This window comes from Agromyces mariniharenae (assembly GCF_008122505.1).
GTDB lineage: Bacteria > Actinomycetota > Actinomycetes > Actinomycetales > Microbacteriaceae > Agromyces > Agromyces mariniharenae.
Window position 1 is genome coordinate 707812 of record NZ_VSSB01000001.1, and the last position, 23320, is coordinate 731131.

The window sequence follows — 23320 nt, forward strand, 5'->3', positions numbered from 1 at the left end:
CATCCGTTCGTTCGATGCAGGCTCGCGCCTGCGCGGCTCGCGACTACGCGACGAGCGCGACGCCCGCGTTCCAGCCGACCTTCTCCTGCACGGCGAGCGTGAGCTGGAGGAAGCCGACCGACTCGAGCTCGCGAGCGCGGGCGAGCGAGCCCGCGTCGACCGCGTTCACGCCGCCGGCGCGCACGATGTCGATGAGCGCCTGCTTGGCGAGGTCGTCGTCGCCGGCGACCAGCACGGTGGTGGGCTGCGCGTCGCCGACGGTCTTGGTGGCGAGCGTCGCGGCGAAGTTCGTGTTGAACGCCTTGAGCACGCGCGACTCGGGGAGCGCCTTGGCGAGCTCGCTCGCGCGCGAGCCGTCGGCCGGCACGACGAGGGAGTCGAAGGTCTCGAAGTCCAGCGGGTTCGTGATGTCGACCACGACCTTGCCCGCGAGCTCGGCGCCGCGGGCGGCCACGATCTCGTCGAGCGAGGTGTGCGGCACGGCGAGCACGACGAGGTCGCCCGTGATGGGCTCGCTCGCGTCGCGTCCGACGAACTCGACGGCGTTGCCGCCGGCCGCCACGATGCCGCCGATGGCGGTGCCCATGTTGCCGTTGCCGATGATGCTGACGGTGGTCATGTCGTCCTCCCTGCGCCGGTTGGGCGCAATTACTTGTAGGTACAACCAACATCATAGGGCTAATCAGTTGTCGCGTCAACCAATGCGGTAGGATGGAGTCATGGCGACCGACACGAGATGGCTCAACACCGAGGAATCGGCCGCTTGGGTGCGCCTCATCGCGCTCGCCGAACTGCTGCCCGGTGCGCTCGACGCCCAGCTCCTGCGCGACGCCGGGCTCACGCACTTCGAGTACGTGGCGCTCATGTCGCTGGCGGATGCCCCGAACCGCACGATGCGCATGACCGAGCTCGCCTCTCGCACCAACGCGACGCTCCCCCGCCTCTCGCACGTCGCCCGCCGCCTCGAGGAGCGAGGACTCATCGAGCGCTTTCCGTGCCCCGAGGATCGCCGCGCGACCAACGCGACCATCACGAGGGCGGGTCTCGACCTGCTCGCCTCGGCAGCGCCGGGTCACGTCGACACCGTGCGCGCGAACGTGCTCGACGCGCTCTCGCCCGAGCAGCTCGAGCAGCTCTACCAGATCGCGGGCGCCGTGCTCACCCGGCTCGACCCCGACGAGCGCCTCACGGCCACCTCGTGCCAGTTCAGCGAGGGTCCGGCCGCCGCCCGCATGGGCTGACGAGCACTCCCGGACTGGACCCCGCTCAGGCGGCAGCGATGCGCGCGCGCACGAATCCGAGCGTCGTCGGTGGGAACAGCTCGACGGGCAGCACGGTGTAGGTGCTCCCGTTCCTCGTCTTGAGGAGGACCGCAGACCCGCTGACCGCCGCCGACTCGAATGCGCGGTAATCGATCGCACCGTCGGACAGCGCGGTCGTCACATGCAGCGAATCGGGACCGACGCGAACGGCGGTCCGCTGCCCGCCGGCCGTGATGCTGCGCAGCTGTCGAGCCAGCCGACGACGACTCGCAGAGATGAGGATCCAGACGATCCCGGCAATGAGCGCGAGCCCGACCCCAGCACCGGGCCACGAACTGATGCCGAGCACAGCCGTGAGTGCCACCGCCAGGCAGATCACGACGCCCGTCGCGATCACCGGCGGGCGGGTGTAGACGTACCGGATGGAACCCGCGGCGAGTCGATCGGACGTCGTGGCGTCGGCGGTGAACTCGTGCTCCATGATGACGACCTCGTCGTCCTGTCCGACGGACATCCACCACCCGCTCTCGTTCGATACCGCGTCGATCCTAGTGAGCGGAGTGCCTCGAGAGTGCACGAACGGTCGGTATCCACGCTCGATTCCGGCATTCCGAGCAGTCTCGAGCATCCAGGCTGGCGGGCGGGCGGGCTGAGCGCGCTGAGCGCACTGCCGAGGGCAGTGCTGCCCTGGGCAGCATCGGGCCCGCGGCATCCGCTCGCGTCGCAGGCTGGGGACATGAGCGAACACGAGACCCCACCACCCGTCCAGCCCATCGACGCCGAGCTCACCCGGCGCCTCTTCCACGAGCGCATCATCGTGCTCGGCGAGGAGCTCGACCAGGCCGGCGGCAACCGGCTCATCGCGCAATTGCTCACCCTCGCGGCCGACGACCCGCGCCGCGACATCCGCTTCTGGATCAACTCGCCGGGCGGCTCGGTGCCCGCGATGCTCGCGATCATGGATGTGATGCGGGCCATCCCGAACGACGTGACGACGATCGCCGTCGGGTGGGCGGCGAGCGCGGGGCAGTTCCTCCTCACCGCGGGCACGCCGGGCAAGCGGTTCGCGCTGCCGCACGCGCGCATCCTCATGCACCAGGGGTCGGCGGGGATCGGCGGCACCGCGGTCGACGTCGAGCTGCAGGCCGACGACCTGCGGTACACGCGCGACGTCGTGCTCGGCATCACCGCCGAACTGACCGGCCAGCCGCTCGACCGCATCACGCAGGACTCGCTGCGCGACCGCTGGTACACCGCCGAGCAGGCGGTCGACTACGGCTTCATCGACCGCGTCGTGCACGGCTCGGAGGAGCTCTTCGGGGGCAGCGCACGACCCGTGGCCGGACTGCGGGTGCCGGCATGAGCTCGTACACCATCCCCTACGTCGTCGAGAAGCGCGGCAACGCCGAGCGCACGATGGACGTGTACAGCCGCCTGCTCTCCGAGCGCATCGTCTACCTCGGCACCGAGATCGACGACGGCGTCGCGAACGTGCTCATCGCGCAGTTCCTGCACCTCGCATCCGAGTCGGGCGACGTGCCGATCAGCCTCTACCTCAACTCCCCCGGCGGCTCGCCCGGCGCGGCGCTCGCGGTCTACGACACGATGCAGCACATCCGGCCGGATGTCGCGACGACGTGCGTCGGCCAGGCGGGCGGCCCGGCCGCGGTGCTGCTCGCGGGCGGCGCGAAGGGGCAGCGGGCGATCCTCCCCCACGGCACGGTCACGCTGCACCAGCCCTCGACGCAGGGACGCGGCACCGTGCCCGACCTCATCCTGCACGCCGACGAGGTGCTGCGCGTGCGCGCCGACCTCGAGGCGGCGCTCGCGGCCGACACCGGGCGCGACGTGCTGACGCTACGGCACGACACCGATCGCGACCTGATCCTGCCGGCGGCCGACGCGGTGGCCTACGGGCTCGCCGACCACGTGCTCACGGCACCGGTGCCGGTGAACGCCGGGTCGTCGCCTGCGAGGGTCCGATGACGGATGCCGCGGACCAGGTGTCGATGACGTCGCCGAGCCCGGCCGCCCCGAACGCGAGGATCGCGGCGCCGATGCGGCCCGCCTCGTCGGCGAGCTCGCTCGTGAGCACCTCGGGACGCTCGCGCCACGCCAGGCCCGCGGTCATCCGCTCGGCGAGCGGCTCGAGCAGCGCGTCGCCCGCGCGCGAGAACCCGCCGCCGAGCACGATGACGCCGGGGTCGAGCAGCAGGGTGAGGATGTTGAGGCCCTGGGCCAGCACGTCGACCGCCTCCGACCAGACGCGATCGGCGATGGCATCCGATCCGAGGCGGTCGGCGATCTCGCGGGAGCTGCGTTCGCCGCCGCCGGCCGCCGCGTACCGCCTGGCGAGGCCGGCGCCCGAGACGTAGACCTCGAGGCATCCGCGCTGGCCGCAGGCGCACGGCTCACCGCCGGCGATCACCGGGATGTGGCCGAATTCGCCGGCGGCGCCCGTCGCCCCGGTCACCGTGCCCCCGCCGGTCACCACCGCGGCGGCCACCCCGGTGCCGATCGGGATGAGCACGAAGTCCTCGCGGCCCCGCGCCGCGCCGAATCGCTGCTCGGCGAGACCCGCCGACCGCACGTCGTGACCCACGGCCACCGGCAACGAGAGAGCTGAAGCGAGCACGTCGAGCAGCGGCATGTCCTGCCAGCCGAGGTTCGACGCGTACCGCACCACGCCGCGCGACTCGTCGACCGACCCCGGCGTCACGACCGCCGCGCCCACCGGGATCGTCGCCGCGGCCACGGCGAGGTCGCGCAGTTCGGTGAACAGCTCGACCAGCGCGAGCTCGACGTCGTGCGACGGGGTCAGGAGGGTCCGCTGCGCGAGGGTTCGCCCGAACTCGTCGACGACCGCGCCCTTCATCGTGGTGCCGCCGAGGTCGACCGCGAGGACGGCCCGGGGACGGTTCGGGGCGGTCATGCGCACGCCATCGTGTGGTCGAGGACGGCGCGCATGCGGGCGACGAGCACGCCCGAGGTCGCGATGCGGTGGCCGGAATCGTAGCTCCGCGCGGTGGGCGAGGCGTCGATCGTGCTGGCGATCGCCGCACTGGGCACCGCCGCGCCGGGGCGGAGGTGCACCTCGCGGACGCCGGTCGTCCGCACGAGCGCTTCCACGTTGTCGGGACGCACCCCGCCACCCGCGAGCACCGCGATGCGACCCGAGGCGTGCGAGACGAGCGCTGCGAGCCGCGCGGAGCCCTCGCTCGCGGAAGCGGCCCCACCCGAGGTGAGCACCCGCTCGACGCCGAGGTCGACGAGCTGGTCGAGGGCTGCGAACTGGTCGGGAGTCTGGTCGAACGCCTTGTGGAAGGTCACCGGCACGTCGCGAGCGACCGCCACGAGGCGCTCGGTGGCCGCGCGATCGATGGTCCCATCGGGCATGAGGGCGCCGACCACGAACCCGAGCCGCACCGCGGCGGGGCGGGGCAGGGCACGGATCATCCGGATGTCGGCGGCCATCGCCTCGAGCTCGGCGCTGCTGTAGACGAAGTCACCCGGGCGCTGGCGCACGAGCACCTGCACGCCGACGCGGTGCACGCGGTCGAATACGGCGGCCACCGTGCCGGCGCTCGGGGTGATGCCGCCGTCGCCGAGCGCGGCGCACAGCTCGAGGCGGTCGGCTCCGGCGGCCTCTGCGACCGGAGCGCCGTCGACGTCGTCGAGGCAGACCTCGAGCAGCGTCATCGTGCGGCCACGCGCACGCGCAGCGCCGCGTCGAGGTCGGCGCCGACGCCGATCGCGCCGACGGGACGGCCGCCGCCGAGCACCGGAACCCGGGCGAGCTCGCCCGCGCCGGAGACGTCGACGCCGAGCGCGCCGAGCACGGCGAGGGCCAGCAGCGTCGTGGCCCGCGGACTGCCGTCGACGACCTTCATCGCGACGGCGGTGCCGTCGGGCGCCGCGACGCCGATCACGCCCTCGGCGCCGCCCTTGGCCAGCGCGCCTGGCACCGTCTCCATGAGCCGGGTGTTCTGGTGGCCCGTGCCGCCGACGTGGAACGGGTGCGCGCGCATGGCGGCTGCGACCTGGCCCGCCGGCGTCGCCGGGCCGGCGAGGACGAGCGCACGGAACGCCTGCGCCAGTCCTCGGACCGTCGTGTCGAAGAGCGGCGCCCCGCACCCGTCGACGGCGTCGCGGGCGACGGGGACGCCGGTGACCTGCGCCATCGTGCGGCGCACGGCCTGCTGGACGGGATGGCCGTGGTCGAGGTAGTCGTGCGTCGACCAGCCGTTCGCGGCGCACGCGAGGAGCATCGCGGCATGCTTGCCCGAGCAGTTCATGCGGATGGGCGTCCTCGCCGCACCGGCGCGGAGGAGCCGCTCGAAGGTCGGCTCGTCCTCCGGACGATCGGCCGGGCAACCGAGCGCGGATTCGTCGAGGCCGGCGCGGTCGAGGAGGTCGGCGACCACGCGCACGTGCTCGTCCTCGCCCGTGTGGCTGCCCGCGGCGATCGCGAGCTCGGGGCCGCGGAGCTCGGCGCCCTCGGTCAGGCACGCGAGCGCCTGCAGCGGCTTCACCGTCGAGCGCGGAAGGATGCGCGCGTCGGGAGCTCCGAGTTCGAGCAGCGTCTCGCCGTCGGGTCCGATCGCGACGATCGAGCCGAAGTGACGGCTCTCGATCATGCCAGAGCGTTCGACGACCGCGAGCTCGGCGAGCGCGGGATCGGTCGGGTGCGCGGTGGACGGGTGGGGCATCACGAGGCCTTCCTGGCGGCGCCCGAGAGGGCGGGGAGACGAGGGAGTCGTGGCAGCGGCGAGCCCGTGCGATGCAGGCGGTGCTGCAGGTGCGCCGCGAGCGCGGAGAGGCTTCCGTTGACGACGAGGTAGATGAGCGTCACCACGAGGTAGGTCGGGATGAGCAGGTGGAGGTACGTCGCGAGGACCTGGCCGCGGTAGAGCAGTTCGGTGAAGGCCACGATGAACCCGAGCGACGTGTCCTTCATGAGGCTCACGAGCTGGGTCACGAGCGACGGCGTCACGTTGCGCACGGCCTGGGGCAGCACGACGAGTCGCGTGGCCTGCGCGGAGCGCAGCCCGAGGCTGAGCGCCGCCTCCCGCTGTCCGCGCGGCAGGCTCAGGACGCCCGCCCTGATGATCTCGGCGAACACGGCGGAGTTCGCGATCGTGAGCGGGATGGCGAGCTTCCACAGCGTGGGCACGTTGATGCCGATCTGCGGAAGTCCGAACAGCATGAGGTAGATCACGAGCAGCACGGGCACGGTGCGGGCGATCTCGATGTACGCGCCGCTCAGGCCGCGGATCCATGGGCGGTGGCTCATGCGACCGAACGCGAGCACGACGCCGAGGGCCGACCCGAGCACCGCGACCACCACGGTGGCCTCGAGCGTGCCCATGAGACCGACCAGCAGGTACTGCCAGACGGCGGGATCGGTGAAGGGGACCCATTTCTCGGCGTCGAGCTGCCCGTGGGAGGCGAACTGCCACAGCCCGAGGCCGACGACGACCGCGAACACGGCGCAGCTCACGATGGAGCCGATGAGGTGACGGCGCTTCGCACGCGGCCCGGGCTCGTCGTAGAGGAAGGCGGCGGCGTACCGGGGTGCCCGGTCCTGGCGGCGGACGGCCGTCGGGCGGTCGGGGATGAGCTGGGCGGTCATCGGACGATCGCCACCTTTCGTTCGACCCTGCCGGCGGCGAGCCCGATGGCGAGCGCGATGCCCATGTAGATGATGCCGGCGCTCGAGAAGATGAGGATGGGCTGGGCGGCCACGAGGTTGATCTTGTTCACGGCGGCGGTCAGTTCGACCACGCCGACCGCGGCGGCGAGGGCCGTGTTCATGGCGAGCGCGATCATGACATTGCCGATCGGCTGCACGACCGCGCGGAGCGCCTGGGGAAGCACCACGAGGCGCAGCGATTGCGCGAGCGTGAGTCCGAGTGCCCGGGACGCCTCGAGCTGCCCGACGGCGACCGTGTTCACGCCGCTGCGCACGGCCTCCGAGACGTAGGCGGCCTCGTAGACGATGAGCACGATGATCGCGGTCGGCGTGAGCGGCAGCATGAGCCCGGCGTCGGGCAGTGCGAACACCGCGAGCAGCAGGAGGGCGAGCAGCGGCACGTTGACGAAGAACTGCACGTACCCGAAGGCGGCGACCCGGAGGGCGCGGATGGGGCTCACCCGGGCCACGGTGACGAGCACGCCCAGCAGGATGGAGCCGACGCCCGCGATGACCGCCATCATGAGGGTCGTGCCGAGCGCCTCGAGCACGAGGCCGAGGTTGTCGATGAGGGGATTCATGAGCACTCACTGGCGCGGTGCGCCGGTCGGAGCGGGTGCGGCGGGCCGGGCGGCTCGCCGCACCCGCGTCGATCAGGAACCGGGGACGGAGCCGATCTCGGGTGCGGTGGGCACGTCGGAGTCGGTGACGGTGCCGAGGGTGGTCTTCCAGGCCTCGGCCCAGTGGCCGCTCTCCTGGATCTCGAGCAGCCAGTCGTTGATGAACGACTTGAACTCGTCGTCGCCGTGCTTGAGGCCGATGCCGTAGGGCTCCTTCGTGAAGGGCGTGCCGACGACCTTCAGCGCGGAGTCGTTGGCCGCATTGCTCGCGAGCAGCGTGTAGTCCTGCACGTACGCGTCGCCGCGGCCCTGGAGGAGTGCCTGCACGGCGGCCGGGTCCGTCGCGAACGCGGTGACGTTGGCCGTGGGCGCCTGCTCGGGCACGGCGGTGACGGCGGGCGTGTTCGCACCGACGATGACCTCCTTGCCGTCGAGGTCCTCGATGCCCTTGATCTCGTCGTTGTCGCTCTTGACCGCGACGGCCAGGCCTGACTCGAAGTACGGGCCCGCGAACGAGACCTGCTCGGCGCGCTCGGGCGTGATCGTGTACGTGTTGAACACGACGTCGACCGTGTCGTTCTGGAGCATCGCCTCGCGCGTCTCGGTGGCCGGCGGGACGATCTCGACGTTCGGCTCGCCCAGGATGTAGATCGCGAGGAGCTTCGCGAGGTCGGCGTCGAAGCCCTCGACGCTGTCGGGGTCGGTCGGGTTCTGCTGGGACAGGAGCGGCGCGTCGAGCGCCTCGGCCACGACGAGCGTGCCGCGCTCCCTGATCCGCTCCATCGTCGAGCCGGGCAGGATCAGGTCATCCGCGGCGACCGGCGCGTCGGCGAACACGGAGCTCGTCTCGGCCGCGGCATCCGCGTCGTTCTCGTCGCCCGGCAGGCTCGTGGTGCTCGAGCACGCGGCGAGGGCGAGGGCTGCGGCGGCCAGTGCGGCGCCGGCGACAGCCTTCCGTCGTGTGATCCGGATCATGGGTGGTGCGTCCTTCCTCTGGGGTGGTTGGGGTGGTGAAGGTCTCAGGCGACCGCGCGAGGCCGGTCGACAGGGGGCTCAGTGCGACAGCACGGAGGCCAGGAACGAACGGGCGCGCTCGGAGTCGGGCGCATCGAAGAACCGATCGGGGGCGGCCTCCTCGACGATCTGCCCCTGGTCCATGAAGACGACCCGGTCCGCGGCCCGGCGCGCGAAGCCCATCTCGTGGGTGACGACGATCATCGTCATCCCCTCCGCGGCGAGCGAGGTCATCACGTCGAGCACCTCGCCGACCATCTCGGGGTCGAGCGCCGACGTCGGCTCGTCGAACAGCATGACCTTGGGACGCATCGCGAGCGCGCGCGCGATCGCGACACGCTGCTGCTGTCCGCCCGAGAGCTGGGCGGGCAGGTGCCCGGCCTTGTCGGCGATGCCGACGCGGTCGAGCAGTTCCATCGCCTCCCGACGCGCCTCGGCCTTGGGCACGCGTCGCACGTTGACGGGCGCGAGCGTCACGTTCTCGAGCACGGTGCGGTGCGCGAACAGGTTGAACGACTGGAACACCATGCCGACGTCGGCGCGCAACGCCGCGAGGGCCGGTCCCTCGACGGGAAGGAGCTCGCCGTCGACCCGGATCTCGCCCGCGTCGACGGACTCGAGCCGATTGATGGAGCGGCACAGTGTCGACTTGCCGGAGCCCGACGGGCCGACCACGACGACGACCTCGCTCGCGCGGACGGTCAGGTCGATGTGCCTGAGCACGTGCAGCTCACCGAAGTACTTGTCGACACCCCGCAGGCTGACCATGGGCCGGGGCTCCGTTGCTGGCATCTTTCCTCGCATCGTCGTCGGGTTGTTGCGGCGAGCGTACTAACATCACTCCAAAGGTGCAAGTATGCATTTTCTTCATCCAGTTTTGGACGAATGGACGTACAGTAGTCTCGGACGCACCACTCAGCGTCGAGATCTCGCGTCAACGTGGAGGAAGGGATCCGGGGGCGATGAACGGCTCGAACGACCTGCTTCGGCATCAGGCCTCGGCCGGCGCCATGCTCGGTCTCATCCGCAGCGGGCAGGCGCGTTCGCGCGCCGAGATCGCGCGCGTCACCGGACTGTCGCCCACGACGGTGGCGCAGCGCATCGACGTGCTCATCGACGCGGGCTACGTGCGCGAGGCGGGCATGGGCGTCTCGCAGGGCGGTCGCCGTCCCCGCGCGCTCGAGGTCGACCCGACGACCGGCGTCGTGTGCGCCGTCGACCTCGGCTCGCAGCACGCGACCTTCGGGCTCCTCGACCTCTCGGGCCGGCTCATCGCCACGCGTCGCGAGCGCATCGACATCGCCGACGGCGTCGAGCCCATCCTCACCTGGATGGTCGGCGTCGCCGACGCCCTCGTCGCCGAGCACGCCGAACCGGGGCAGCGCCTTCGCGGATACGGCATCGGGGTGCCGGGGCCGGTCGACTCCCGCACCGGGACGCTGGTGTCGCCCTCGCGCATGCCGGGCTGGAACGGCGTCGACGTCGCCGCCGCGGTGTCCGACCTCACCGAGCTCCCCACCGTCGTCGACAACGACGCGAACCTCATGGCGCTCGGCGAGCACGGGCTCGATCGGAGCATCGACGACCTCGTCTTCGTGAAGGTCGGGTCGAGCATCGGATGCGGCGTCATCGCGTCGGGCTCGCTGCACCACGGCCACCACGGCATGGCGGGCGACATCAGCCACGTCACCGTCCCCGACGCGCCGCCGGTGCTGTGCTCATGCGGGCGCACCGGATGCCTCGACGCCGTCGCCGGGGGCCGGGCGATCGTCCGCGAGCTCCGCGACGCCGGGGTCCAGGTCGAGAGCGTCGACGACGTCCTCGCGCTCGCGAGGGACGCGCATCCACTCGCGACCCGGATGCTCCGCGAGGCCGGCACCCGGGTCGGGCGCGTCCTCGCGACGATCATGAACTTCTTCAACCCGCAGCGCCTCGTCCTCGGCGGCATCCTCGGCGAGGCCGAGGCGTTCGTCGCGGGCGTGCGGTCGGCGATCTACCTCGAATGCCTCCCGATGATCACCGACGAGCTCGACATCGTCGTGAGCCAGGCGAAGGAGCACGCCGGCATCCTCGGCGCCGGAGGTCTCGTGCTCGACCGGATCTTCGACGTGCACGAGCTCGAAGCGGCACGATGACGGCGCACCGCATCGCCATCGTCGGCGCCGGGCGCATGGCGACGGCGCACGCCGGCGCATGGCGCCGGGCCGGGCTCGGCGACGCGATCGCCTACGTCGTGTCCCCCCGCACCCGACCGCAGCTCGAGGCGGCGCCGCTCGCCCGCTGGGTCACCCACCTCGACGACGTGCTCGCCGACGAGGCGGTCGACATCCTCTCGGTGTGCACGCCCACCCCGTCCCATGCCGAGATCGCGATCGAGGCGCTCCGCCATGGACGGAACGTGCTGCTCGAGAAGCCCATCGCGCTGACCGTGGCCGACGCCGAGGCGGTCGCGGAGGCCGCCCGTCGCAGTACGGGTGTGCTGATGGTCGCGCAGGTCGTCCGGTTCATGCACCGGTACGCGGAACTCGTCGACCGGGTCGCCGACGGATCGGTCGGCAGGGCGCGCGCGGTCCGCGCCGCCCGACTCTCGTCGGGCCCGCCCAGCGGGTCGTGGTTCGACGATGAACGGAGTTCGGGCGGGGTCCTGGTCGACTTCGCCATCCACGACTTCGACCAGGCGAACCTGCTGCTCGGCACCCCGGTCGCGGTGCGCAGCGTCCGTGTCGGCGAGAGCGCCGGCGGCTTCGGCGCACCGGTCGCGACGACCGTGGAGTACGCCGGCGGCGGTGTCGCCCAGGTCTTGAGCGTCGCCGACCTGCCCGCCGATTCCGAGTTCCGCACCGCACTCGAGATCGTGGGAACGACCGGAACCGACGCGATCGCCTCGGTCGACTCCGCCGACCCGCCCGACGACCCGTTCCTCTCGCAGGCCCGGTACTTCCTGGAGTGCGTCGAGTCGAGCGCCGACCCTCGCCGATGCCCGACGGAGGACGCGATCGCGGCCCTCCGCGTCGCGCTCGCCGCGCGCACGTCGCTCGCGACGGATGCGCGCGTCCCGCTCGTCGACTGAAGCCGAAGGCCCGGTCCCGACCAGAGGAGTCCCAATGAACGCACTCGACACGTTCTCCCTGCGCGGCAGGACCGCGCTCGTCACCGGGGGCAGCCGGGGGCTCGGCCGGGCCATGGCGCAGGCGCTCGGCGAAGCCGGTGCCGCCGTCGCGGTCAGCGCGACGACCGCGGAGGCCGCGCAGCGCGCCGCCCGAGAGCTCGCCGACGCCGGGATCCGGGCGTACGGCGTGCGCCTCGAGGTCTCCGACGTCGACGACGTCGAGCGCGCCGTCGCCGAGGTGGAGGACGAGTTCGGCCCGATCGACGTGCTGGTGAACAACGCGGGGATCGGCATCGGCGGCGCGGCGTTCGACGCGCCCGACGAGGTGTGGCGCGACGTCATGGCGGTCAACGTCGACGGCGTCTGGTACTGCAGCCGCGCCGTGGCCAGGCGCATGGCCGAGCGCGGCGGCGGCGCGATCGTGAACATCGGGTCGATGTCCGCGCAGATCGTCAACCAGACGAGGTGGCAGGTCTCGTACCTCACCTCGAAGGCCGCCGTGCACCACCTCACCGAGGGGCTCGCGGCCGAGTGGGCGCCATACGGCATCCGCGTCAACGCGATCGCGCCCGGCTACTTCCTGACGGAGATGTCGCCCGTCGACCAGCCCGAGTTCACGCCCCACGTCGTCGATCCGGCGCCGATGAAGCGCTATGGACTCCCCCACGAGCTCGGGCCCGTGGCGATCTTCCTCGCCAGCGACGCCTCGAGCTTCATGACCGGCTCGATCGTCAAGGTCGACGGCGGCTTCACGCTGTTCTAGGCGCGGTGGCAGCATCCTCGCTTGAAGTCGAGCCATCCTCGACACTCGTTGTGGGGCTGGGAGCGGGCACGGCGTCGGGGTAGCGTGCGCGAGTGGGGGCTCGAGGGAGGTCCACCATGCTTCGTTCGACGACGACGCTCGCGATGATCATCGGATTCGGCGCGGTCGCGGTCGCGGTCCCGACCGCCGCCCACGCCGCACCACCGGTGGAGCACGAGCACTATGAGTTCTCCGACACCGGGACGTTCGACGACTGCGGCTTCGAGATCAGGTCGACGCCTCAGGGCACGGCAACTCGCTGATCAAGGAGGTCCCCGGCTCGGACGGGCAGGCGTTTTTCGGACACGACAACTACAGCTACCGTCAGATCCTGACGAACGTGGAGACGGGCGCGTTCTTCGTGGTGTGGGGCAAGGGCCTGTTCAAGGAGACGACCGCCGTCCACGTCGACGGAGACATCTGGGAGTTCACGGCGCAGGACACGGGTCGGACATTCGTCGTCGAGGACAGCGACGGCAACGTGGTGCTGCGAGAACGGGGTCGGGTGACGTTGCGCGTCCTGTTCGACACACTCGGTGACGGCCAGCCCGGCGGAATCGTGCTCGAAGAGGAGATCACCGGGGTCTTCGGTCCGCACCCGGCCATCGACACCGACTTCTGCGAGATCGCCACCGACCTCATCGGCTGACGTCCGATGTGAGCCGCTCGACTAGGCGGCGAGCAGGAACACATCGGCAGGCTCGGCGAGCGTCGCAGCGCCGAGCCCGATCGTGCCCGGTGCATCCGAGCCGGTGAGATCGAGCGGATGCACCGGCTCGACGTCGACGCGGAACGCGAACGACGCCTCGACGAGCAGGCGCTCGCGGCGCTCGGCCTCGCGACGCTCGTCGTCGAGGCGCGCGCCGAGCCGGTCGCCGACGCGGTGCACGACGTCGAACAGCTCGAGCCCGAGCGCGTCGGCGACCGAGCCGAGGATCTCGGACGACGGCTCCTTGCGGCCCCGCTCGATCTCGGAGAGGTACTGCGGCGACACGCCCGCGGCGGCGGCCACCTCGGTGAGGATGCGCTCCTGGTCGAGGCGCTCCTCGCGGAGCACCTCGCCGAGCACGTGCCGCCAGAGCGGCTTCGATGCGCGCGGACCGGTCGCCCGCGAGAACTCGACGACCTTGCCCATGTGCCGAGGCTAATCGCGAGTGCCGGTCGGCGTCAGGCCGATCCGCTCAGAGCAGAATCGGATGCCGCGCGCCCGCGCTGCGGCATCCGTCGCTCAGCTCGCCGTGCTCGCGCTGCGGCATCCGTCGCTCAGCTCGCCGCGCGCTCGGTCGCCTCGCGCCCCGCCGCCTCGTCGAGCCGCTCGAGCACCCGCTCGGACGCCCGCGCCATCGCGCGCTTCTCGTCGGGCCCGAGCGCGTCGAGGAACAGGCTCCGGATCGAGGCGGCGTGGTCGCGCAGCGCGTGCAGCAGGGTGCGCCGCCCGTCGCGGGTGAGCACGACCCACGAGCCGCGCCCGTCGGTCGTGCACTCGGCGCGCTCGACCAGGCCGCGCGCGGCCATGCGCGTGAGCTGGTGCGAGAGCCGGCTCTTCTCCCAGCCGAGCGCCTCGCCGAGCGCGCCCGGGCGGAGTCGCCGGTCGGTCGCGTCGAACAGCGTGAGCAGCACCGAGTAGTCGGCCTGCGAGATGCCGGCATCGCGCTGCAGGCGGCCGTCGAGCTCGCGCATGAGGTCGCGGTGCATCGTGAGGAAGCCGCGCCAGAGCGCCCAGTCGGCCTCGTCGATCTCGGACACCACGGACATGACGCCAGCCTACCCGAGATTTGGTTGACATGTCATCTTTCTGGGTTATGATGACGCGTCAACCATTGTGATGACACGTCAACTACTTCTCGGAAGGACCACCCATGACCGCAGTCAGGATCGGCATCATCATCGGCAGCACGCGACCGGGTCGCGTCGGCGACCAGGTCGCCAAGTGGGTGCTCGAGCACGCCGCGACCCGAAGCGACGCCGAGTTTGAGCTCGTCGACCTCGCCGACTTCGCGCTGCCGCACCTCGACGAGGCCGTGCCGCCGAGCATGGGCCAGTACGCGCAGGCGCACACGAAGGCCTGGGCCGAGAAGGTGGACTCCTTCGACGGCTACATCTTCGTGACCCCCGAGTACAACCACTCGACCTCGGGCGCCCTCAAGAACGCGCTCGACTTCGTCTACGGCGAGTGGAACGACAAGGCCGCCGGGCTCGTCAGCTATGGCGCCGCGGGCGGCACGCGCGCCGCCGAGCACCTGCGCCTCATCCTCGGCGAGCTGCAGGTCGCCGACGTGCGCCAGCAGGTGTCGTTCTCGCTCATGACCGACTTCGAGCAGTACGTGAACTTCACGCCCGCCGCCTATCACCAGGGCATGCTCGCGACCCAGCTCGACCAGCTCGTGCCGTGGGCCGCGGCGCTCAAGGGCGTGCGCGAGTCGCGCGCCGAGCTCGCCCGCGCGGCGTAGTCCGGGCAGACGGGGCCCGGGTGGCCGGGAGCCCCCGACGCCGTACTTGCGAACACGCGAGCATGAGCAACGCGCCCGTCAGCCACTGGCGGGCGCGTTGCATCCGATCATGGCCGTTCGCGGAGCCCTGCCCCGCGGAACGCACTGCGGGTCAGGCGGGCTGGTAGGTCAGGCAGTCGGCGTCGTCGGCGCCGGGCCCGATGCGCACGGATGCCGCGTTGCACTCGAGCGAGTCGTTGTGGATGCACTCGGCGCGCTGGCACGCGCCGACGTGGGTGACCACCTTGTCGAGGCCGCCCTTGGTGCCGAGGGGGATGAAGGTGGCGCACTCGGCGTCGCCGACCGCTCCCCCGATGGTGACCGCGGCGGCATGGCAGTGCGAGTGGTCGTTGTAGGAGCAGCCGCTCACCGAACACTCGGCAACGGCGGGCAGATCGTCGAGCGTCATGCTCATGGTGACCTCCTGAGGGGGTTCGCGACCGTGCGTTACGGGCGATGCTAGCCCTGGAGGACCGTCGCGCGCAGTACCCCCGGCGGTCTTTTTCGCAGATCAGGGTGGATTTCTTGGTTAGGTATGCCTCACCTATCCAAGGAGCAGCGGGGCTCAGGCGGGCGGGTTGTCGGGGTCCAGCGTCTCGACGGAGTCCGCCTCGACGGCGTTGTCGGCGTCGAGCTGATCGGCGTCGGGACCGGGCTGCGCGTCGTCTGCTCCGGCGTCGCGGGCGGGGTCGCGCTCGGGGCGTTCGGGGTCGTGCTCGCGCGGGTTCGTCATGGTGCACCCTCCTCCATCGATGCCCCCAGCGTCGGGCGCGGCCGCCGACCCCGTCAACGGCTTGACGCCGTCGACTCGCCGGGTCATCTGGGCCCAGGCACTGGTCCCGGCGGGACTCCTCTTGCCAGAATGGGCGGGACACTCCCGGAGGTGCGCCATGGATGTGGAAACCGTGCTCTGGTCGATCCTCGGCCTCATCGGCGCCGTGGGCGGCGTCCTGCTCCTCGCGGCCCTCTGGTCGCTCATCCGCGCGCCACGGTAGTCAGGGCCCCCACCGCATGACGACCCCCGGCGTCAGTGCGACCACCGTCGCGTCGGTGCGTCGCGCCCTGAAGAAGGGCGGCACCACCGACCGCAGCGCCGCGATGCTGCTGCTGCTCGGCACCGTGATCGCGATCGCGTGGGCGAACTCGCCGTGGGGCTCGAGCTACGAGGCGTTCTGGGAGACCGAGGTCGAGATCACGATCGGCACGTTCTCGGCGCACCTCACGCTGCACCAGCTCGTCAACGACGGGCTCATGGCGTTCTTCTTCTTCATCGTCGGCCTCGAGGTGAAGCGCGAGTTCACGATCGGCGAGCTCACCGACCGCTCGCGCGCGGCCGTGCCGGTGATCGCGGCGATCGCCGGGCTCATCCTGCCGGCCCTCATCTTCCTCCTGCTCAACGCGAACACCGGCCAGGCCGATGCGTGGGGCGTCGTGATCTCGACCGACACCGCGTTCCTGCTCGGCGCGCTGGCCATCATCGGCCCGAAGTTCCCCGCGCGCCTGCGCACGTTCCTGCTGACCCTCGCCGTCGTCGACGACATCGGCGCACTCGTCGTCATCGCGGTCTTCTACAACAACGGCCTGCAGGTCGTGCCGCTCGCGATCGTCGCGGTGCTGCTCGTGCTCCTCGCCCTCGTGCGGTTCCTGCCTGCGGGCCGCGGTCCGGCCTACACGGTGCTCGGCTTCGCGCTGTGGCTCGCGGTCGCCGCCGCGGGCGTGCACCCCACGCTCGCGGGCGTGGCGGTCGCCCTGCTGATCCCGGTGTTCCCGCCGCGCCGCACCGAGGTCGAGCGTGCGGCCGAGCTCACGCGCGCCTTCCGCGAGTCGCCGAACACCGCGTATGCGCGCGCCGCCACCCGCAGCCTGCGCGATTCGATCTCGATCAACGAGCGCCTCCAGTCGGCGTGGGCGCCCTACATCGACTTCATCGTGCTGCCGATCTTCGCGCTCGCGAACGCCGGCGTGCGGCTCGACCCCGAGACCCTCGGCGCGGCGGTGTCGTCGCCGATCACGTGGGGCATCGTCGCCGGTCTCGTCGTCGGCAAGTTCGTGGGCATCACGGGCGCGACGGCGCTCGTGCGGATGCTGCGGATCGGCCGCCTGGCGCCGGGGCTCACGATGCCCCGCATCGCGGGCGGCGCGGCGCTGTCGGGCATCGGGTTCACGATCGCGCTCTTCATCGTCGGACTCGCGATCGAGGACGAGGAGACGCAGGACCTCGCGCGCGTGGGCGTGCTCGCGGCATCCGTCATCTCGTTCGCGCTGGGCTGGGCGATCTTCGTCGTCGGCGACCGGCTCCGCCCGCCGGTGCCCATCGGCAAGGTGCTCGTGCGACCGTTCGACCCCGAGCGCGACCACTATCGAGGCCGACCCGACGCCCCCTTCCAGATCACCGAGTACGGTGACTTCGAGTGCCCGTTCTGCAGCCGCGCGACCGGGTCGATCGACGCGGTCATCGACCACTTCGGCGACGACGTGCGCTGGGTATGGCGGCACCTGCCGCTCGAGACCGTGCACTCGCACGCGAAGGAGGCGGCGCAGGCCTACGAGGCGGCGGCGCTGCAGGGCAAGTTCCTCGAGATGGCGCGCACGCTCTTCGCGAACCAGGACGACCTCACGACCGACGACCTCTTCGAGTACGCGCGGCAGCTCGACCTCGACATGGAGAGATTCGCGGCCGACCTGCGCTCCCCCGCGGTGATCCGGCGCGTCGAGGACGACCAGCTCGACGCCGAGATGATGGACCTGCACTCGACGCCGACGTTCTTCATCGGCGGCAAGCGGCACATGGGGCCGTGGGATTCGAGGACGCTCATCCGCGCACTCGAGGCGAGCCGCCCGGCCCCCGAGCCCGAGCGCGAGCCCCGATCGGATGCCACGGGCTGACGCGCCGCCCGCCCTCGCCCACGACCTGCGCCGAGTCTCGGACGGACGTCCGTCGCTCAGCCCCGCGCCGCCACCACCTCGTCGACCCAGGCCGGCACCTCGAAGCTCGCGGGGCCGTGGCGCACCTCGTCGAACAGCGGCGTGATCTCGCTCGCCGCGAGGTTGAGCTCGACCGTGCGCGCGCCCTGCTCCGCGGCCGTCATCACGAACCCGGCCGCCGGGTAGACGGCGCCCGACGTGCCGATCGCGGCGAACACGTCGCAGGCGAGCAGCGCCTCGTCGATCGCATCGAGCTCGTACGGCATCTCGCCGAACCAGACGACGTCGGGTCGCAGCATCCGCCGGCCGCAGACCGGGCACGGCGGCCGTTCGACGAGCTCGGCCGTGACGGGCGTTCGCGCGCCGCAGTTCGCGCACAGCGCGGTGAGCAGGTCGCCGTGCATGTGCACCACGCGCTTCGAGCCCGCCCGCTCGTGGAGGTCGTCGATGTTCTGCGTGACGACGAGCAGGTCGTCGCCGAGGGCGCGCTCGAGCCGGGCGAGCGCATCGTGCGCCGGATTCGGCTCCGCCTGCGCGACCGCGTGGCGGCGCAGGTCGTAGAACCGCTGCACCGTGTCGGGGTCGCGCTCGAACGCCTCGGGCGTCGCGACGTCCTCGACGCGGTGCCCCTCCCAGAGGCCGCCGGCATCGCGGAACGTCGGCACGCCGCTCTCCGCGGAGATGCCGGCACCCGTGAGCACGACGAATCGCATGGTCCATTGAACCGCGCCGATCCCCCGCGTCGCATCCGTCGACTCGCCGGGCGTACGACGACGGGCGTACCGCAGGTGACTCCGTCGAGCGGATGCCCCGCCGCCGCGCCGCAGGCATCGTGGAGGCATGTCCACCGCCACGCGCACGACCTCGCCCGGCCCGGCGCCGGCACGAACCGCCCCGGCGCGCTCGACGCCGACCCGAAACGCCTCGGCGGCGTCCCGAGCCGCTCGGCTGACCTCGGCCGCACCACGTCCGGCGACGGGTGCCCGCGTCATCCGGATGCCGCTGTCCACACGGCTGCGGAAGCTCCTGCTGCTCGTGCACATCGCATCCGCCGGGGTGTGGCTCGGCCTCGACCTCGTGCTCGGGATCCTCGTCGGGACCGCCCTGCTCGGCGACCCGACCGGCGCCGGCGCGGCCGCAGCGACCATGGCCGCCGTCGCGACGTGGCCGCTCGTGGTGGTCGGCGGGCTCACGCTCGCGACCGGCGTGCTGCTCGGCCTCGGCACGAAGTACGGGCTCGTGCGCTATTGGTGGGTGCTCGTGAAGCTCGTCGTGAACGTCGTGCTCGTGACCCTCGTCGTGCTCGTGCTCTGGCCCGGCGTCACGGCAGTGGGCGAGGCGGGGCGTTCGGCACTCGCCGATGGCAGCGCGCCGACGATGCCCGCGACGCTGGTCTTTCCGCCCATCGTCTCGTCGACGGCGCTCATCGTGGCGATGACCCTCTCGGTGTTCAAGCCCTGGGGTCGCACGCGCCGAGCGGGTTAGCGCTTCGCGTCGGCGGTGCCGAAGTGCCGAAGTGCCGAAGGGCCGAAGTGCCACTCTCGTACTCGAATCTCGGTTCCGAAGTGCCGAAGTGCCGAAGTGCCGAAGTGCCGAAGTGCCACTCTCGTACTCGGAGCTCGGTTCCGAAGTTCCGAAGTTCCGAAGTGCCGAAGTGCCGAAGTGCCACTCTCGTACTCGAATCTCGGTTCCGAAGTTCCGAAGTTCCGAAGTTCCGAAGGATCCGGGGACTTCGACGTTCCGGATCCGTTGCCGCCAGACAAGTCGGTTCCCAAGTTCCCGAGTTCCCGAGTTCCCGAGTTCCCGAGTTCCCGAGTTCCCGCGTTTCCGGGATCGTTGGATCTCCCCGATTCCGGCGCCGAAGTGGCGAACTGAGCGGATGCCGCGCCGAGCTGGGCCGCGCTCAGCGCTCGATCTCGCGCCGGTCGTCGGACGGACGCACGAGCGCCCGCAGCACGAAGAACACGATCACCGCGACGACCGCCACGATCGCGAGCTTGCCGATGAACCAGAGCAGGCTGAACAGCAGGTCCACGAGGAACCACGCGACGATGACGGCGACGATCACGCCGAGGACGGTCCAGACGGTGCGGCTCACCCTTCGAGGCTAGTCCGCCGCGGCTGGAATCCCGCCGAGTCGTGCTGAGATCTCCGCCGCCGTCGCGCGAGCGGCGGCCACCACCTCGTCGAGGCCGACCGAGCTGTACGACGTCGCGACGTACGGCACCGTGAGGGCGGCGACCGTGTGCCCGCGCCGGTCGGTGATCGCGACCGCGACATCCGTCACGCCCGCCTGCAGCCGGTCGGGCCGGGCGAGCCAGCCGTCGGCGAGCTGCGCGGCCTCGCCCGGTCCGAGCGGAGTGGCCGCCGCGGCATCCGTGCCCGCGGCGAGCACCGCACCGGTCGCGGTCGACTCGATCGGGAAGCGCGCCCCGACCCGCACCTGGTAGCCGAAGTCGGCAGGCGACTCCGCCTGCGCGACGATGCGCACGGCGCCGGCGTCGTCGATGCCGAGGTTGCAGGACTGGCGCACCGCGTCGGCGAGCGCGCGCATCGGCCCCGAGGCGAGCTGTACGAGCCCGCGCAGCGGAGGGTGCCGGTGCGCGAGGTCGAACAGCGCCATCGAGAGCACGTACCGGCCCGACCGGTCGTCGCGCGTGAGGTAGCCGCGCCGCTCGAGGGTGGCGAGCACGCGGTAGATCTGGCTCACGTTGCGGCCGACGCGCTCGGCGATCTCGGTCTGCGTGAGTCCGCCCGCTTCGCCCGCGAGGAGCTCGAGGATGTCGAGCGCCTTGTCGAGGGCCGGGGCGGCGTAGTCGGTGCCGCGGTCGGCCCGCACGGTGCGTTCGGTGCGTGAGGCGCTGCGCTCGGCCATCGGATGCCCCGTCGCGGCCGTCAGCGGTCGGCGCCGAGCGCGCGCACGAACCGGCGGGCGATCTCGCGCTCCAGGTCGTCGGGCACGGGCTGCGCCCCGGGCACGAGCGTGGACGCGGCCGTCGCGACCCGCTCGAGCGAGAGCGACTGCAACAGGAAGCCGAGGTCCATGGCCTCGAGCGAGTTGCCCTTGGGCTCGCGGCCGGCGAGGTTCACCATGCGTCCGCCGGCGAGCAGGATCACGTGCCGACCGTCGGGCAGGTCGATGCGCTCGATCGCGGCGTCGAGCTCGGTGACCTCGCTCGCGCGGGCGTACAGCGACGCCACGTCGATCTCCCACGGGAAGTGACCCGCGTTCGCGAGCACCGCGCCGTCGGGCATGCGGTCGACGATCTCGTCGGTGATGATGCCCGGATGCCCCGTCGCGGTGATGAAGAACTCGCCCCACTCGGCGAGCTCGCCGAGGTCGGCGACGCGGTAGCCGTCGAGCGCGGCCTCGAACGCCTTGAGCTCGTCGATCTCGGCGACGGCGACCCGGCCGCCGAACGCGCGGAGGTACTGCGCGATGCCGCGGCCGCACCACCCGTAGCCCGCGACGACGAACCGACGCCCCGGGATCATCAGGTTCGTGATGCGCATGAGGCTCTCGACGACCGACTGCCCGACGCCGTGCCGGTTCTCGCCGATCGCCTTCAGTGCGCTGTCGTTGATGACGATGGTCGGGAACGGGATGCGGCCAGCGAGCTCCGACCGCAGCCGGATGCCGCCGCTCGTCGTCTCCTCGGTGCCGCCCACCACGCCGTCGGCGAGGCCGGCCGCCACGACGCCCGCGGCGAGGTCGGCGCCGTTGTCGAGCAGGATGTGGGGGCGCGCCTCGACGACGGAGGCCACGTTCGCCTCGTGCTGGGCGAGCGTGTCGTCGCGCGCGCCGAACACGGTCATGCCCTGGCCGCGCAGGAACGCGACGACGTCGTCCTGCGTGGAGCCGTGGTTGCCGGTCGCGACGATCTCGGCGCCACCGGCGGCGAGCACCTCGAGCAGCACGGCCGTCTTCGGCTCGACGTGCAGTGACATCCCGACGCGGCGGCCGTCGAACGGCCGGCGCTCGGCGAACTCGTCGCGCACCGCGGCGAGGAGCGGCATCCGCGACCTGATCCAGCGGGTGCGCGCGGCACCGCGTTCGAGGAGCTCCGACATCGGCATGACCTGACTTTCATATATGAATGGTGCTTTCACATATGGTAACGGATGCCGCGTCACGACCGCCATCCCCGGGATACGCTGGCCCGTGCGCCTGCCGCCGCCGCGGCATCCGCTCCCCTCAGGACCACCGGGAGGCACCGCAGTGCACGAGACGACCGAGGCCGGCGCACCGGCCCTCCACCCCGACACCGTCGCGATCATCGCCGGGCGTCCGCCGCACGAGCCCGACGCCCCGATGAGCGTGCCCGTGCACCTCACGTCGACGTACGTGGCGGGCGGCGATCACGTGTACGGCCGGTACGGCAACCCCACCTGGACGGCGTTCGAGGACGCGCTCGGCGCGCTCGAGGGCGGCCGGTGCGTGGCGTTCGCCTCGGGAATGGCCGCGATCGCGGCGGTGCTCGACCTCGTGGAGCCGGGCGGCGTCGTCGTCGCGCCGCGTCACTCGTACACGGGCACGGTCGCCCTGCTCGACGAGCTCCAGGCGAAGGGTCGCCTGCGTGCCGCCTACGTCGACATCACCGACACCGCGGCGGTCGCCGCCGCGTGCCGCGACGCGGCGATGGTCTGGTTCGAGTCGCCGACGAACCCCGCGCTCGAGGTGGCCGAGATCTCCGCCATCGCCGCGGCGGCGCACGAGCACGGCGCGCTCGTCGTGGTCGACAACACGTTCGCGACCCCGCTGCTGCAGCAGCCCCTCGCCCTCGGCGCCGACCTCGTGGTGCACTCGGCGACGAAGTACATCTCGGGCCACAGCGACGTCCTCATGGGCGCGGTCGTCGCAGCATCCGACGCGCACGCCGACGCCGTCGTGCACCGACGCTCGCTCACCGGCGGGATCCCGGCGCCGCTCGAGACGTTCCTCGCGCTGCGCGGCCTGCGCACCCTGCCCGTGCGACTCGAGCGCGCACAGGCGAACGCGCAGGAGCTCGTGCGCCGGCTCACGGGGCATCCGGCGCTCGAGGAGGTGCGCTACCCCGGCTTCGGCGCGATCGTGTCGATCGTCGTGCGCGGCGGCGCCGAGCCCGCCGAGGCCCTCGCCGAGCGCACGAGCCTGTGGGTGCACGCGACGAGCCTCGGCGGCGTCGAGTCGACGCTCGAGCGTCGCCGGCGTTGGCCGCTCGAGCAGCCGACGATCCCCGAGGGGCTCGTGCGGCTCTCGGTCGGGCTCGAGCACCTCGACGACCTGCACCGCGACCTGGTCGGAGTGCTCGACTCGCTCGCGTAGTCCGGCTGCGGTCGGAGGCTGCGGCGGACCGTACCGACTTGCTTCGACGCCACACCTGACCGCTCGGATACCACGCCGTCGCCGCCGCCGTCGAGCCCGGCG

General features: G+C 71.8%; 29 protein-coding genes. 12 read left to right on the forward strand and 17 right to left on the reverse strand.

Annotated features, from left to right (window positions below):
* Nucleotides 1-43 precede the first annotated feature (43 nt).
* Nucleotides 44-619, reverse strand: coding sequence for an NADPH-dependent F420 reductase (locus FYC51_RS03130; RefSeq protein WP_148732215.1), 576 nt, complete (start codon nucleotides 617-619; stop codon nucleotides 44-46).
* Nucleotides 620-719: 100 nt separating this feature from the next.
* On the opposite strand from FYC51_RS03130, the gene FYC51_RS03135 reads away from it, so the two are divergent.
* Nucleotides 720-1241, forward strand: a complete 522-nt coding sequence (locus FYC51_RS03135) for a MarR family winged helix-turn-helix transcriptional regulator (RefSeq protein WP_148732216.1) — start codon at nucleotides 720-722, stop codon at nucleotides 1239-1241.
* A 25-nt stretch (nucleotides 1242-1266) separates the two neighbouring features.
* Here the strand turns inward: FYC51_RS03135 and FYC51_RS03140 are convergent, their stop codons facing one another.
* On the reverse strand, nucleotides 1267-1776 hold the full coding sequence (locus FYC51_RS03140) for a hypothetical protein (RefSeq protein ID WP_148732217.1): 510 nt from the start codon (nucleotides 1774-1776) through the stop codon (nucleotides 1267-1269).
* A gap of 222 nt (nucleotides 1777-1998) precedes the next feature.
* On the opposite strand from FYC51_RS03140, the gene FYC51_RS03145 reads away from it, so the two are divergent.
* Nucleotides 1999-2625, forward strand: coding sequence for a ClpP family protease (locus FYC51_RS03145; RefSeq protein WP_148732218.1), 627 nt, complete (start codon nucleotides 1999-2001; stop codon nucleotides 2623-2625).
* Nucleotides 2622-3248, forward strand: coding sequence for a ClpP family protease (locus FYC51_RS03150; RefSeq protein ID WP_148732219.1), 627 nt, complete (start codon nucleotides 2622-2624; stop codon nucleotides 3246-3248). Before FYC51_RS03145 ends, FYC51_RS03150 begins: the two co-directional genes overlap by 4 nt.
* Here FYC51_RS03150 and FYC51_RS03155 read toward each other — a convergent pair.
* From FYC51_RS03155 to FYC51_RS03185, 7 genes are all read right to left on the reverse strand, one after another.
* Entirely contained in the window at nucleotides 3196-4194 is a 999-nt protein-coding gene (locus FYC51_RS03155; protein ID WP_148732220.1) for an ROK family protein, read from the reverse strand. The two genes, FYC51_RS03150 and FYC51_RS03155, sit on opposite strands and share 53 nt — an antisense overlap.
* A complete protein-coding gene (locus FYC51_RS03160) occupies nucleotides 4191-4961 on the reverse strand; it encodes a copper homeostasis protein CutC (RefSeq protein WP_148732221.1) in 771 nt (256 codons plus the stop codon). The genes FYC51_RS03155 and FYC51_RS03160 overlap by 4 nt, the downstream gene beginning before the upstream one ends.
* Nucleotides 4958-5971 carry an asparaginase gene (locus FYC51_RS03165; RefSeq protein ID WP_148732222.1) on the reverse strand — a complete coding sequence of 338 codons (1014 nt, stop codon included), beginning with the start codon at nucleotides 5969-5971 and terminating at the stop codon, nucleotides 4958-4960. The genes FYC51_RS03160 and FYC51_RS03165 overlap by 4 nt, the downstream gene beginning before the upstream one ends.
* A complete protein-coding gene (locus FYC51_RS03170; RefSeq protein WP_148732223.1) occupies nucleotides 5971-6894 on the reverse strand; it encodes an amino acid ABC transporter permease in 924 nt (307 codons plus the stop codon). The genes FYC51_RS03165 and FYC51_RS03170 overlap by 1 nt, the downstream gene beginning before the upstream one ends.
* The gene (locus tag FYC51_RS03175; protein ID WP_148732224.1) at nucleotides 6891-7535 is read right to left on the reverse strand and encodes an amino acid ABC transporter permease; all 645 of its coding nucleotides are present in this window, start codon (nucleotides 7533-7535) and stop codon (nucleotides 6891-6893) included. The genes FYC51_RS03170 and FYC51_RS03175 overlap by 4 nt, the downstream gene beginning before the upstream one ends.
* A gap of 72 nt (nucleotides 7536-7607) precedes the next feature.
* Nucleotides 7608-8549, reverse strand: coding sequence for a glutamate ABC transporter substrate-binding protein (locus FYC51_RS03180; RefSeq protein WP_148732225.1), 942 nt, complete (start codon nucleotides 8547-8549; stop codon nucleotides 7608-7610).
* Nucleotides 8550-8627: 78 nt separating this feature from the next.
* Nucleotides 8628-9380 (reverse strand): amino acid ABC transporter ATP-binding protein, encoded by a 753-nt coding sequence (locus FYC51_RS03185; RefSeq protein WP_148732226.1) that lies wholly within the window; start codon nucleotides 9378-9380, stop codon nucleotides 8628-8630.
* Between the two features lie 170 nt (nucleotides 9381-9550).
* Here FYC51_RS03185 and FYC51_RS03190 point away from each other — a divergent pair, with 170 nt between their 5' ends.
* The 5 genes from FYC51_RS03190 (at nucleotide 9551) to FYC51_RS03210 (ending at nucleotide 13148) form a co-directional block, all read left to right on the forward strand.
* A complete protein-coding gene (locus FYC51_RS03190; protein ID WP_148732227.1) occupies nucleotides 9551-10723 on the forward strand; it encodes an ROK family transcriptional regulator in 1173 nt (390 codons plus the stop codon).
* Complete coding sequence (locus FYC51_RS03195) at nucleotides 10720-11658, forward strand: Gfo/Idh/MocA family protein (protein WP_148732228.1); 939 nt, start codon at nucleotides 10720-10722, stop codon at nucleotides 11656-11658. Before FYC51_RS03190 ends, FYC51_RS03195 begins: the two co-directional genes overlap by 4 nt.
* 34 nt (nucleotides 11659-11692) lie before the next feature.
* On the forward strand, nucleotides 11693-12460 hold the full coding sequence (locus FYC51_RS03200) for an SDR family NAD(P)-dependent oxidoreductase (RefSeq protein ID WP_148732229.1): 768 nt from the start codon (nucleotides 11693-11695) through the stop codon (nucleotides 12458-12460).
* A 116-nt stretch (nucleotides 12461-12576) separates the two neighbouring features.
* Nucleotides 12577-12762 (forward strand): hypothetical protein, encoded by a 186-nt coding sequence (locus FYC51_RS03205; protein WP_148732230.1) that lies wholly within the window; start codon nucleotides 12577-12579, stop codon nucleotides 12760-12762.
* A 77-nt stretch (nucleotides 12763-12839) separates the two neighbouring features.
* On the forward strand, nucleotides 12840-13148 hold the full coding sequence (locus FYC51_RS03210; protein WP_148732231.1) for a hypothetical protein: 309 nt from the start codon (nucleotides 12840-12842) through the stop codon (nucleotides 13146-13148).
* Between the two features lie 21 nt (nucleotides 13149-13169).
* Here the strand turns inward: FYC51_RS03210 and FYC51_RS03215 are convergent, their stop codons facing one another.
* A complete protein-coding gene (locus tag FYC51_RS03215) occupies nucleotides 13170-13634 on the reverse strand; it encodes a helix-turn-helix domain-containing protein (protein WP_148732232.1) in 465 nt (154 codons plus the stop codon).
* Nucleotides 13635-13762: 128 nt separating this feature from the next.
* Nucleotides 13763-14254, reverse strand: a complete 492-nt coding sequence (locus FYC51_RS03220) for a MarR family winged helix-turn-helix transcriptional regulator (RefSeq protein ID WP_148732233.1) — start codon at nucleotides 14252-14254, stop codon at nucleotides 13763-13765.
* A 104-nt stretch (nucleotides 14255-14358) separates the two neighbouring features.
* Here FYC51_RS03220 and FYC51_RS03225 point away from each other — a divergent pair, with 104 nt between their 5' ends.
* Nucleotides 14359-14949 carry an NADPH-dependent FMN reductase gene (locus tag FYC51_RS03225; protein ID WP_148732234.1) on the forward strand — a complete coding sequence of 197 codons (591 nt, stop codon included), beginning with the start codon at nucleotides 14359-14361 and terminating at the stop codon, nucleotides 14947-14949.
* Between the two features lie 151 nt (nucleotides 14950-15100).
* On the opposite strand, the gene FYC51_RS03230 is transcribed toward FYC51_RS03225, so the two are convergent.
* Entirely contained in the window at nucleotides 15101-15403 is a 303-nt protein-coding gene (locus FYC51_RS03230; protein ID WP_148732235.1) for a DUF1540 domain-containing protein, read from the reverse strand.
* Nucleotides 15404-15553: 150 nt separating this feature from the next.
* On the reverse strand, nucleotides 15554-15721 hold the full coding sequence (locus FYC51_RS19100) for a hypothetical protein (RefSeq protein WP_187432468.1): 168 nt from the start codon (nucleotides 15719-15721) through the stop codon (nucleotides 15554-15556).
* Between the two features lie 278 nt (nucleotides 15722-15999).
* Between FYC51_RS19100 and nhaA the strand changes: the two genes are divergently transcribed.
* Nucleotides 16000-17874: a Na+/H+ antiporter NhaA gene (gene nhaA, locus FYC51_RS03235; RefSeq protein ID WP_148732236.1), complete on the forward strand. Its 1875-nt coding sequence runs from the start codon at nucleotides 16000-16002 to the stop codon at nucleotides 17872-17874.
* Nucleotides 17875-17930: 56 nt separating this feature from the next.
* On the opposite strand, the gene FYC51_RS03240 is transcribed toward nhaA, so the two are convergent.
* The gene (locus FYC51_RS03240) at nucleotides 17931-18905 is read right to left on the reverse strand and encodes an NAD-dependent deacylase (protein WP_238476185.1); all 975 of its coding nucleotides are present in this window, start codon (nucleotides 18903-18905) and stop codon (nucleotides 17931-17933) included.
* A 4-nt stretch (nucleotides 18906-18909) separates the two neighbouring features.
* Between FYC51_RS03240 and FYC51_RS03245 the strand changes: the two genes are divergently transcribed.
* On the forward strand, nucleotides 18910-19398 hold the full coding sequence (locus FYC51_RS03245) for a hypothetical protein (RefSeq protein ID WP_148732237.1): 489 nt from the start codon (nucleotides 18910-18912) through the stop codon (nucleotides 19396-19398).
* A 418-nt stretch (nucleotides 19399-19816) separates the two neighbouring features.
* On the opposite strand, the gene FYC51_RS03255 is transcribed toward FYC51_RS03245, so the two are convergent.
* Genes FYC51_RS03255 through FYC51_RS03265 form a run of 3 tightly spaced genes read right to left on the reverse strand, consistent with a single transcriptional unit; the run spans nucleotide 19817 to nucleotide 21990 of the window.
* The gene (locus tag FYC51_RS03255) at nucleotides 19817-20011 is read right to left on the reverse strand and encodes a hypothetical protein (RefSeq protein ID WP_148732238.1); all 195 of its coding nucleotides are present in this window, start codon (nucleotides 20009-20011) and stop codon (nucleotides 19817-19819) included.
* Nucleotides 20012-20020: 9 nt separating this feature from the next.
* Nucleotides 20021-20788, reverse strand: coding sequence for an IclR family transcriptional regulator (locus tag FYC51_RS03260; protein WP_148732239.1), 768 nt, complete (start codon nucleotides 20786-20788; stop codon nucleotides 20021-20023).
* Between the two features lie 20 nt (nucleotides 20789-20808).
* A complete protein-coding gene (locus FYC51_RS03265) occupies nucleotides 20809-21990 on the reverse strand; it encodes an adenosylhomocysteinase (RefSeq protein WP_238476186.1) in 1182 nt (393 codons plus the stop codon).
* Nucleotides 21991-22132: 142 nt separating this feature from the next.
* On the opposite strand from FYC51_RS03265, the gene FYC51_RS03270 reads away from it, so the two are divergent.
* Nucleotides 22133-23218, forward strand: coding sequence for a trans-sulfuration enzyme family protein (locus FYC51_RS03270; RefSeq protein WP_238476187.1), 1086 nt, complete (start codon nucleotides 22133-22135; stop codon nucleotides 23216-23218).
* Nucleotides 23219-23320 lie beyond the last annotated feature (102 nt).

Coding starts and splice junctions, on each gene's coding strand:
- nhaA (WP_148732236.1), top strand. CDS start 16,000: ATGACGACCCCCGGCGTCAGTGCGACCACCGTCGCGTCGGTGCGTCGC.
- FYC51_RS03200 (WP_148732229.1), top strand. CDS start 11,693: ATGAACGCACTCGACACGTTCTCCCTGCGCGGCAGGACCGCGCTCGTC.
- FYC51_RS19100 (WP_187432468.1), bottom strand. CDS start 15,721: ATGACGAACCCGCGCGAGCACGACCCCGAACGCCCCGAGCGCGACCCC.
- FYC51_RS03135 (WP_148732216.1), top strand. CDS start 720: ATGGCGACCGACACGAGATGGCTCAACACCGAGGAATCGGCCGCTTGG.
- FYC51_RS03160 (WP_148732221.1), bottom strand. CDS start 4,961: ATGACGCTGCTCGAGGTCTGCCTCGACGACGTCGACGGCGCTCCGGTC.
- FYC51_RS03180 (WP_148732225.1), bottom strand. CDS start 8,549: ATGATCCGGATCACACGACGGAAGGCTGTCGCCGGCGCCGCACTGGCC.
- FYC51_RS03220 (WP_148732233.1), bottom strand. CDS start 14,254: ATGTCCGTGGTGTCCGAGATCGACGAGGCCGACTGGGCGCTCTGGCGC.
- FYC51_RS03225 (WP_148732234.1), top strand. CDS start 14,359: ATGACCGCAGTCAGGATCGGCATCATCATCGGCAGCACGCGACCGGGT.
- FYC51_RS03230 (WP_148732235.1), bottom strand. CDS start 15,403: ATGAGCATGACGCTCGACGATCTGCCCGCCGTTGCCGAGTGTTCGGTG.
- FYC51_RS03190 (WP_148732227.1), top strand. CDS start 9,551: ATGAACGGCTCGAACGACCTGCTTCGGCATCAGGCCTCGGCCGGCGCC.
- FYC51_RS03215 (WP_148732232.1), bottom strand. CDS start 13,634: ATGGGCAAGGTCGTCGAGTTCTCGCGGGCGACCGGTCCGCGCGCATCG.
- FYC51_RS03205 (WP_148732230.1), top strand. CDS start 12,577: ATGCTTCGTTCGACGACGACGCTCGCGATGATCATCGGATTCGGCGCG.
- FYC51_RS03265 (WP_238476186.1), bottom strand. CDS start 21,990: ATGCCGATGTCGGAGCTCCTCGAACGCGGTGCCGCGCGCACCCGCTGG.
- FYC51_RS03130 (WP_148732215.1), bottom strand. CDS start 619: ATGACCACCGTCAGCATCATCGGCAACGGCAACATGGGCACCGCCATC.
- FYC51_RS03140 (WP_148732217.1), bottom strand. CDS start 1,776: ATGTCCGTCGGACAGGACGACGAGGTCGTCATCATGGAGCACGAGTTC.
- FYC51_RS03260 (WP_148732239.1), bottom strand. CDS start 20,788: ATGGCCGAGCGCAGCGCCTCACGCACCGAACGCACCGTGCGGGCCGAC.
- FYC51_RS03240 (WP_238476185.1), bottom strand. CDS start 18,905: ATGACGCGGGCACCCGTCGCCGGACGTGGTGCGGCCGAGGTCAGCCGA.
- FYC51_RS03245 (WP_148732237.1), top strand. CDS start 18,910: ATGCCGCTGTCCACACGGCTGCGGAAGCTCCTGCTGCTCGTGCACATC.
- FYC51_RS03145 (WP_148732218.1), top strand. CDS start 1,999: ATGAGCGAACACGAGACCCCACCACCCGTCCAGCCCATCGACGCCGAG.
- FYC51_RS03170 (WP_148732223.1), bottom strand. CDS start 6,894: ATGACCGCCCAGCTCATCCCCGACCGCCCGACGGCCGTCCGCCGCCAG.
- FYC51_RS03185 (WP_148732226.1), bottom strand. CDS start 9,380: ATGCCAGCAACGGAGCCCCGGCCCATGGTCAGCCTGCGGGGTGTCGAC.
- FYC51_RS03150 (WP_148732219.1), top strand. CDS start 2,622: ATGAGCTCGTACACCATCCCCTACGTCGTCGAGAAGCGCGGCAACGCC.
- FYC51_RS03165 (WP_148732222.1), bottom strand. CDS start 5,971: ATGCCCCACCCGTCCACCGCGCACCCGACCGATCCCGCGCTCGCCGAG.
- FYC51_RS03155 (WP_148732220.1), bottom strand. CDS start 4,194: ATGACCGCCCCGAACCGTCCCCGGGCCGTCCTCGCGGTCGACCTCGGC.
- FYC51_RS03195 (WP_148732228.1), top strand. CDS start 10,720: ATGACGGCGCACCGCATCGCCATCGTCGGCGCCGGGCGCATGGCGACG.
- FYC51_RS03175 (WP_148732224.1), bottom strand. CDS start 7,535: ATGAATCCCCTCATCGACAACCTCGGCCTCGTGCTCGAGGCGCTCGGC.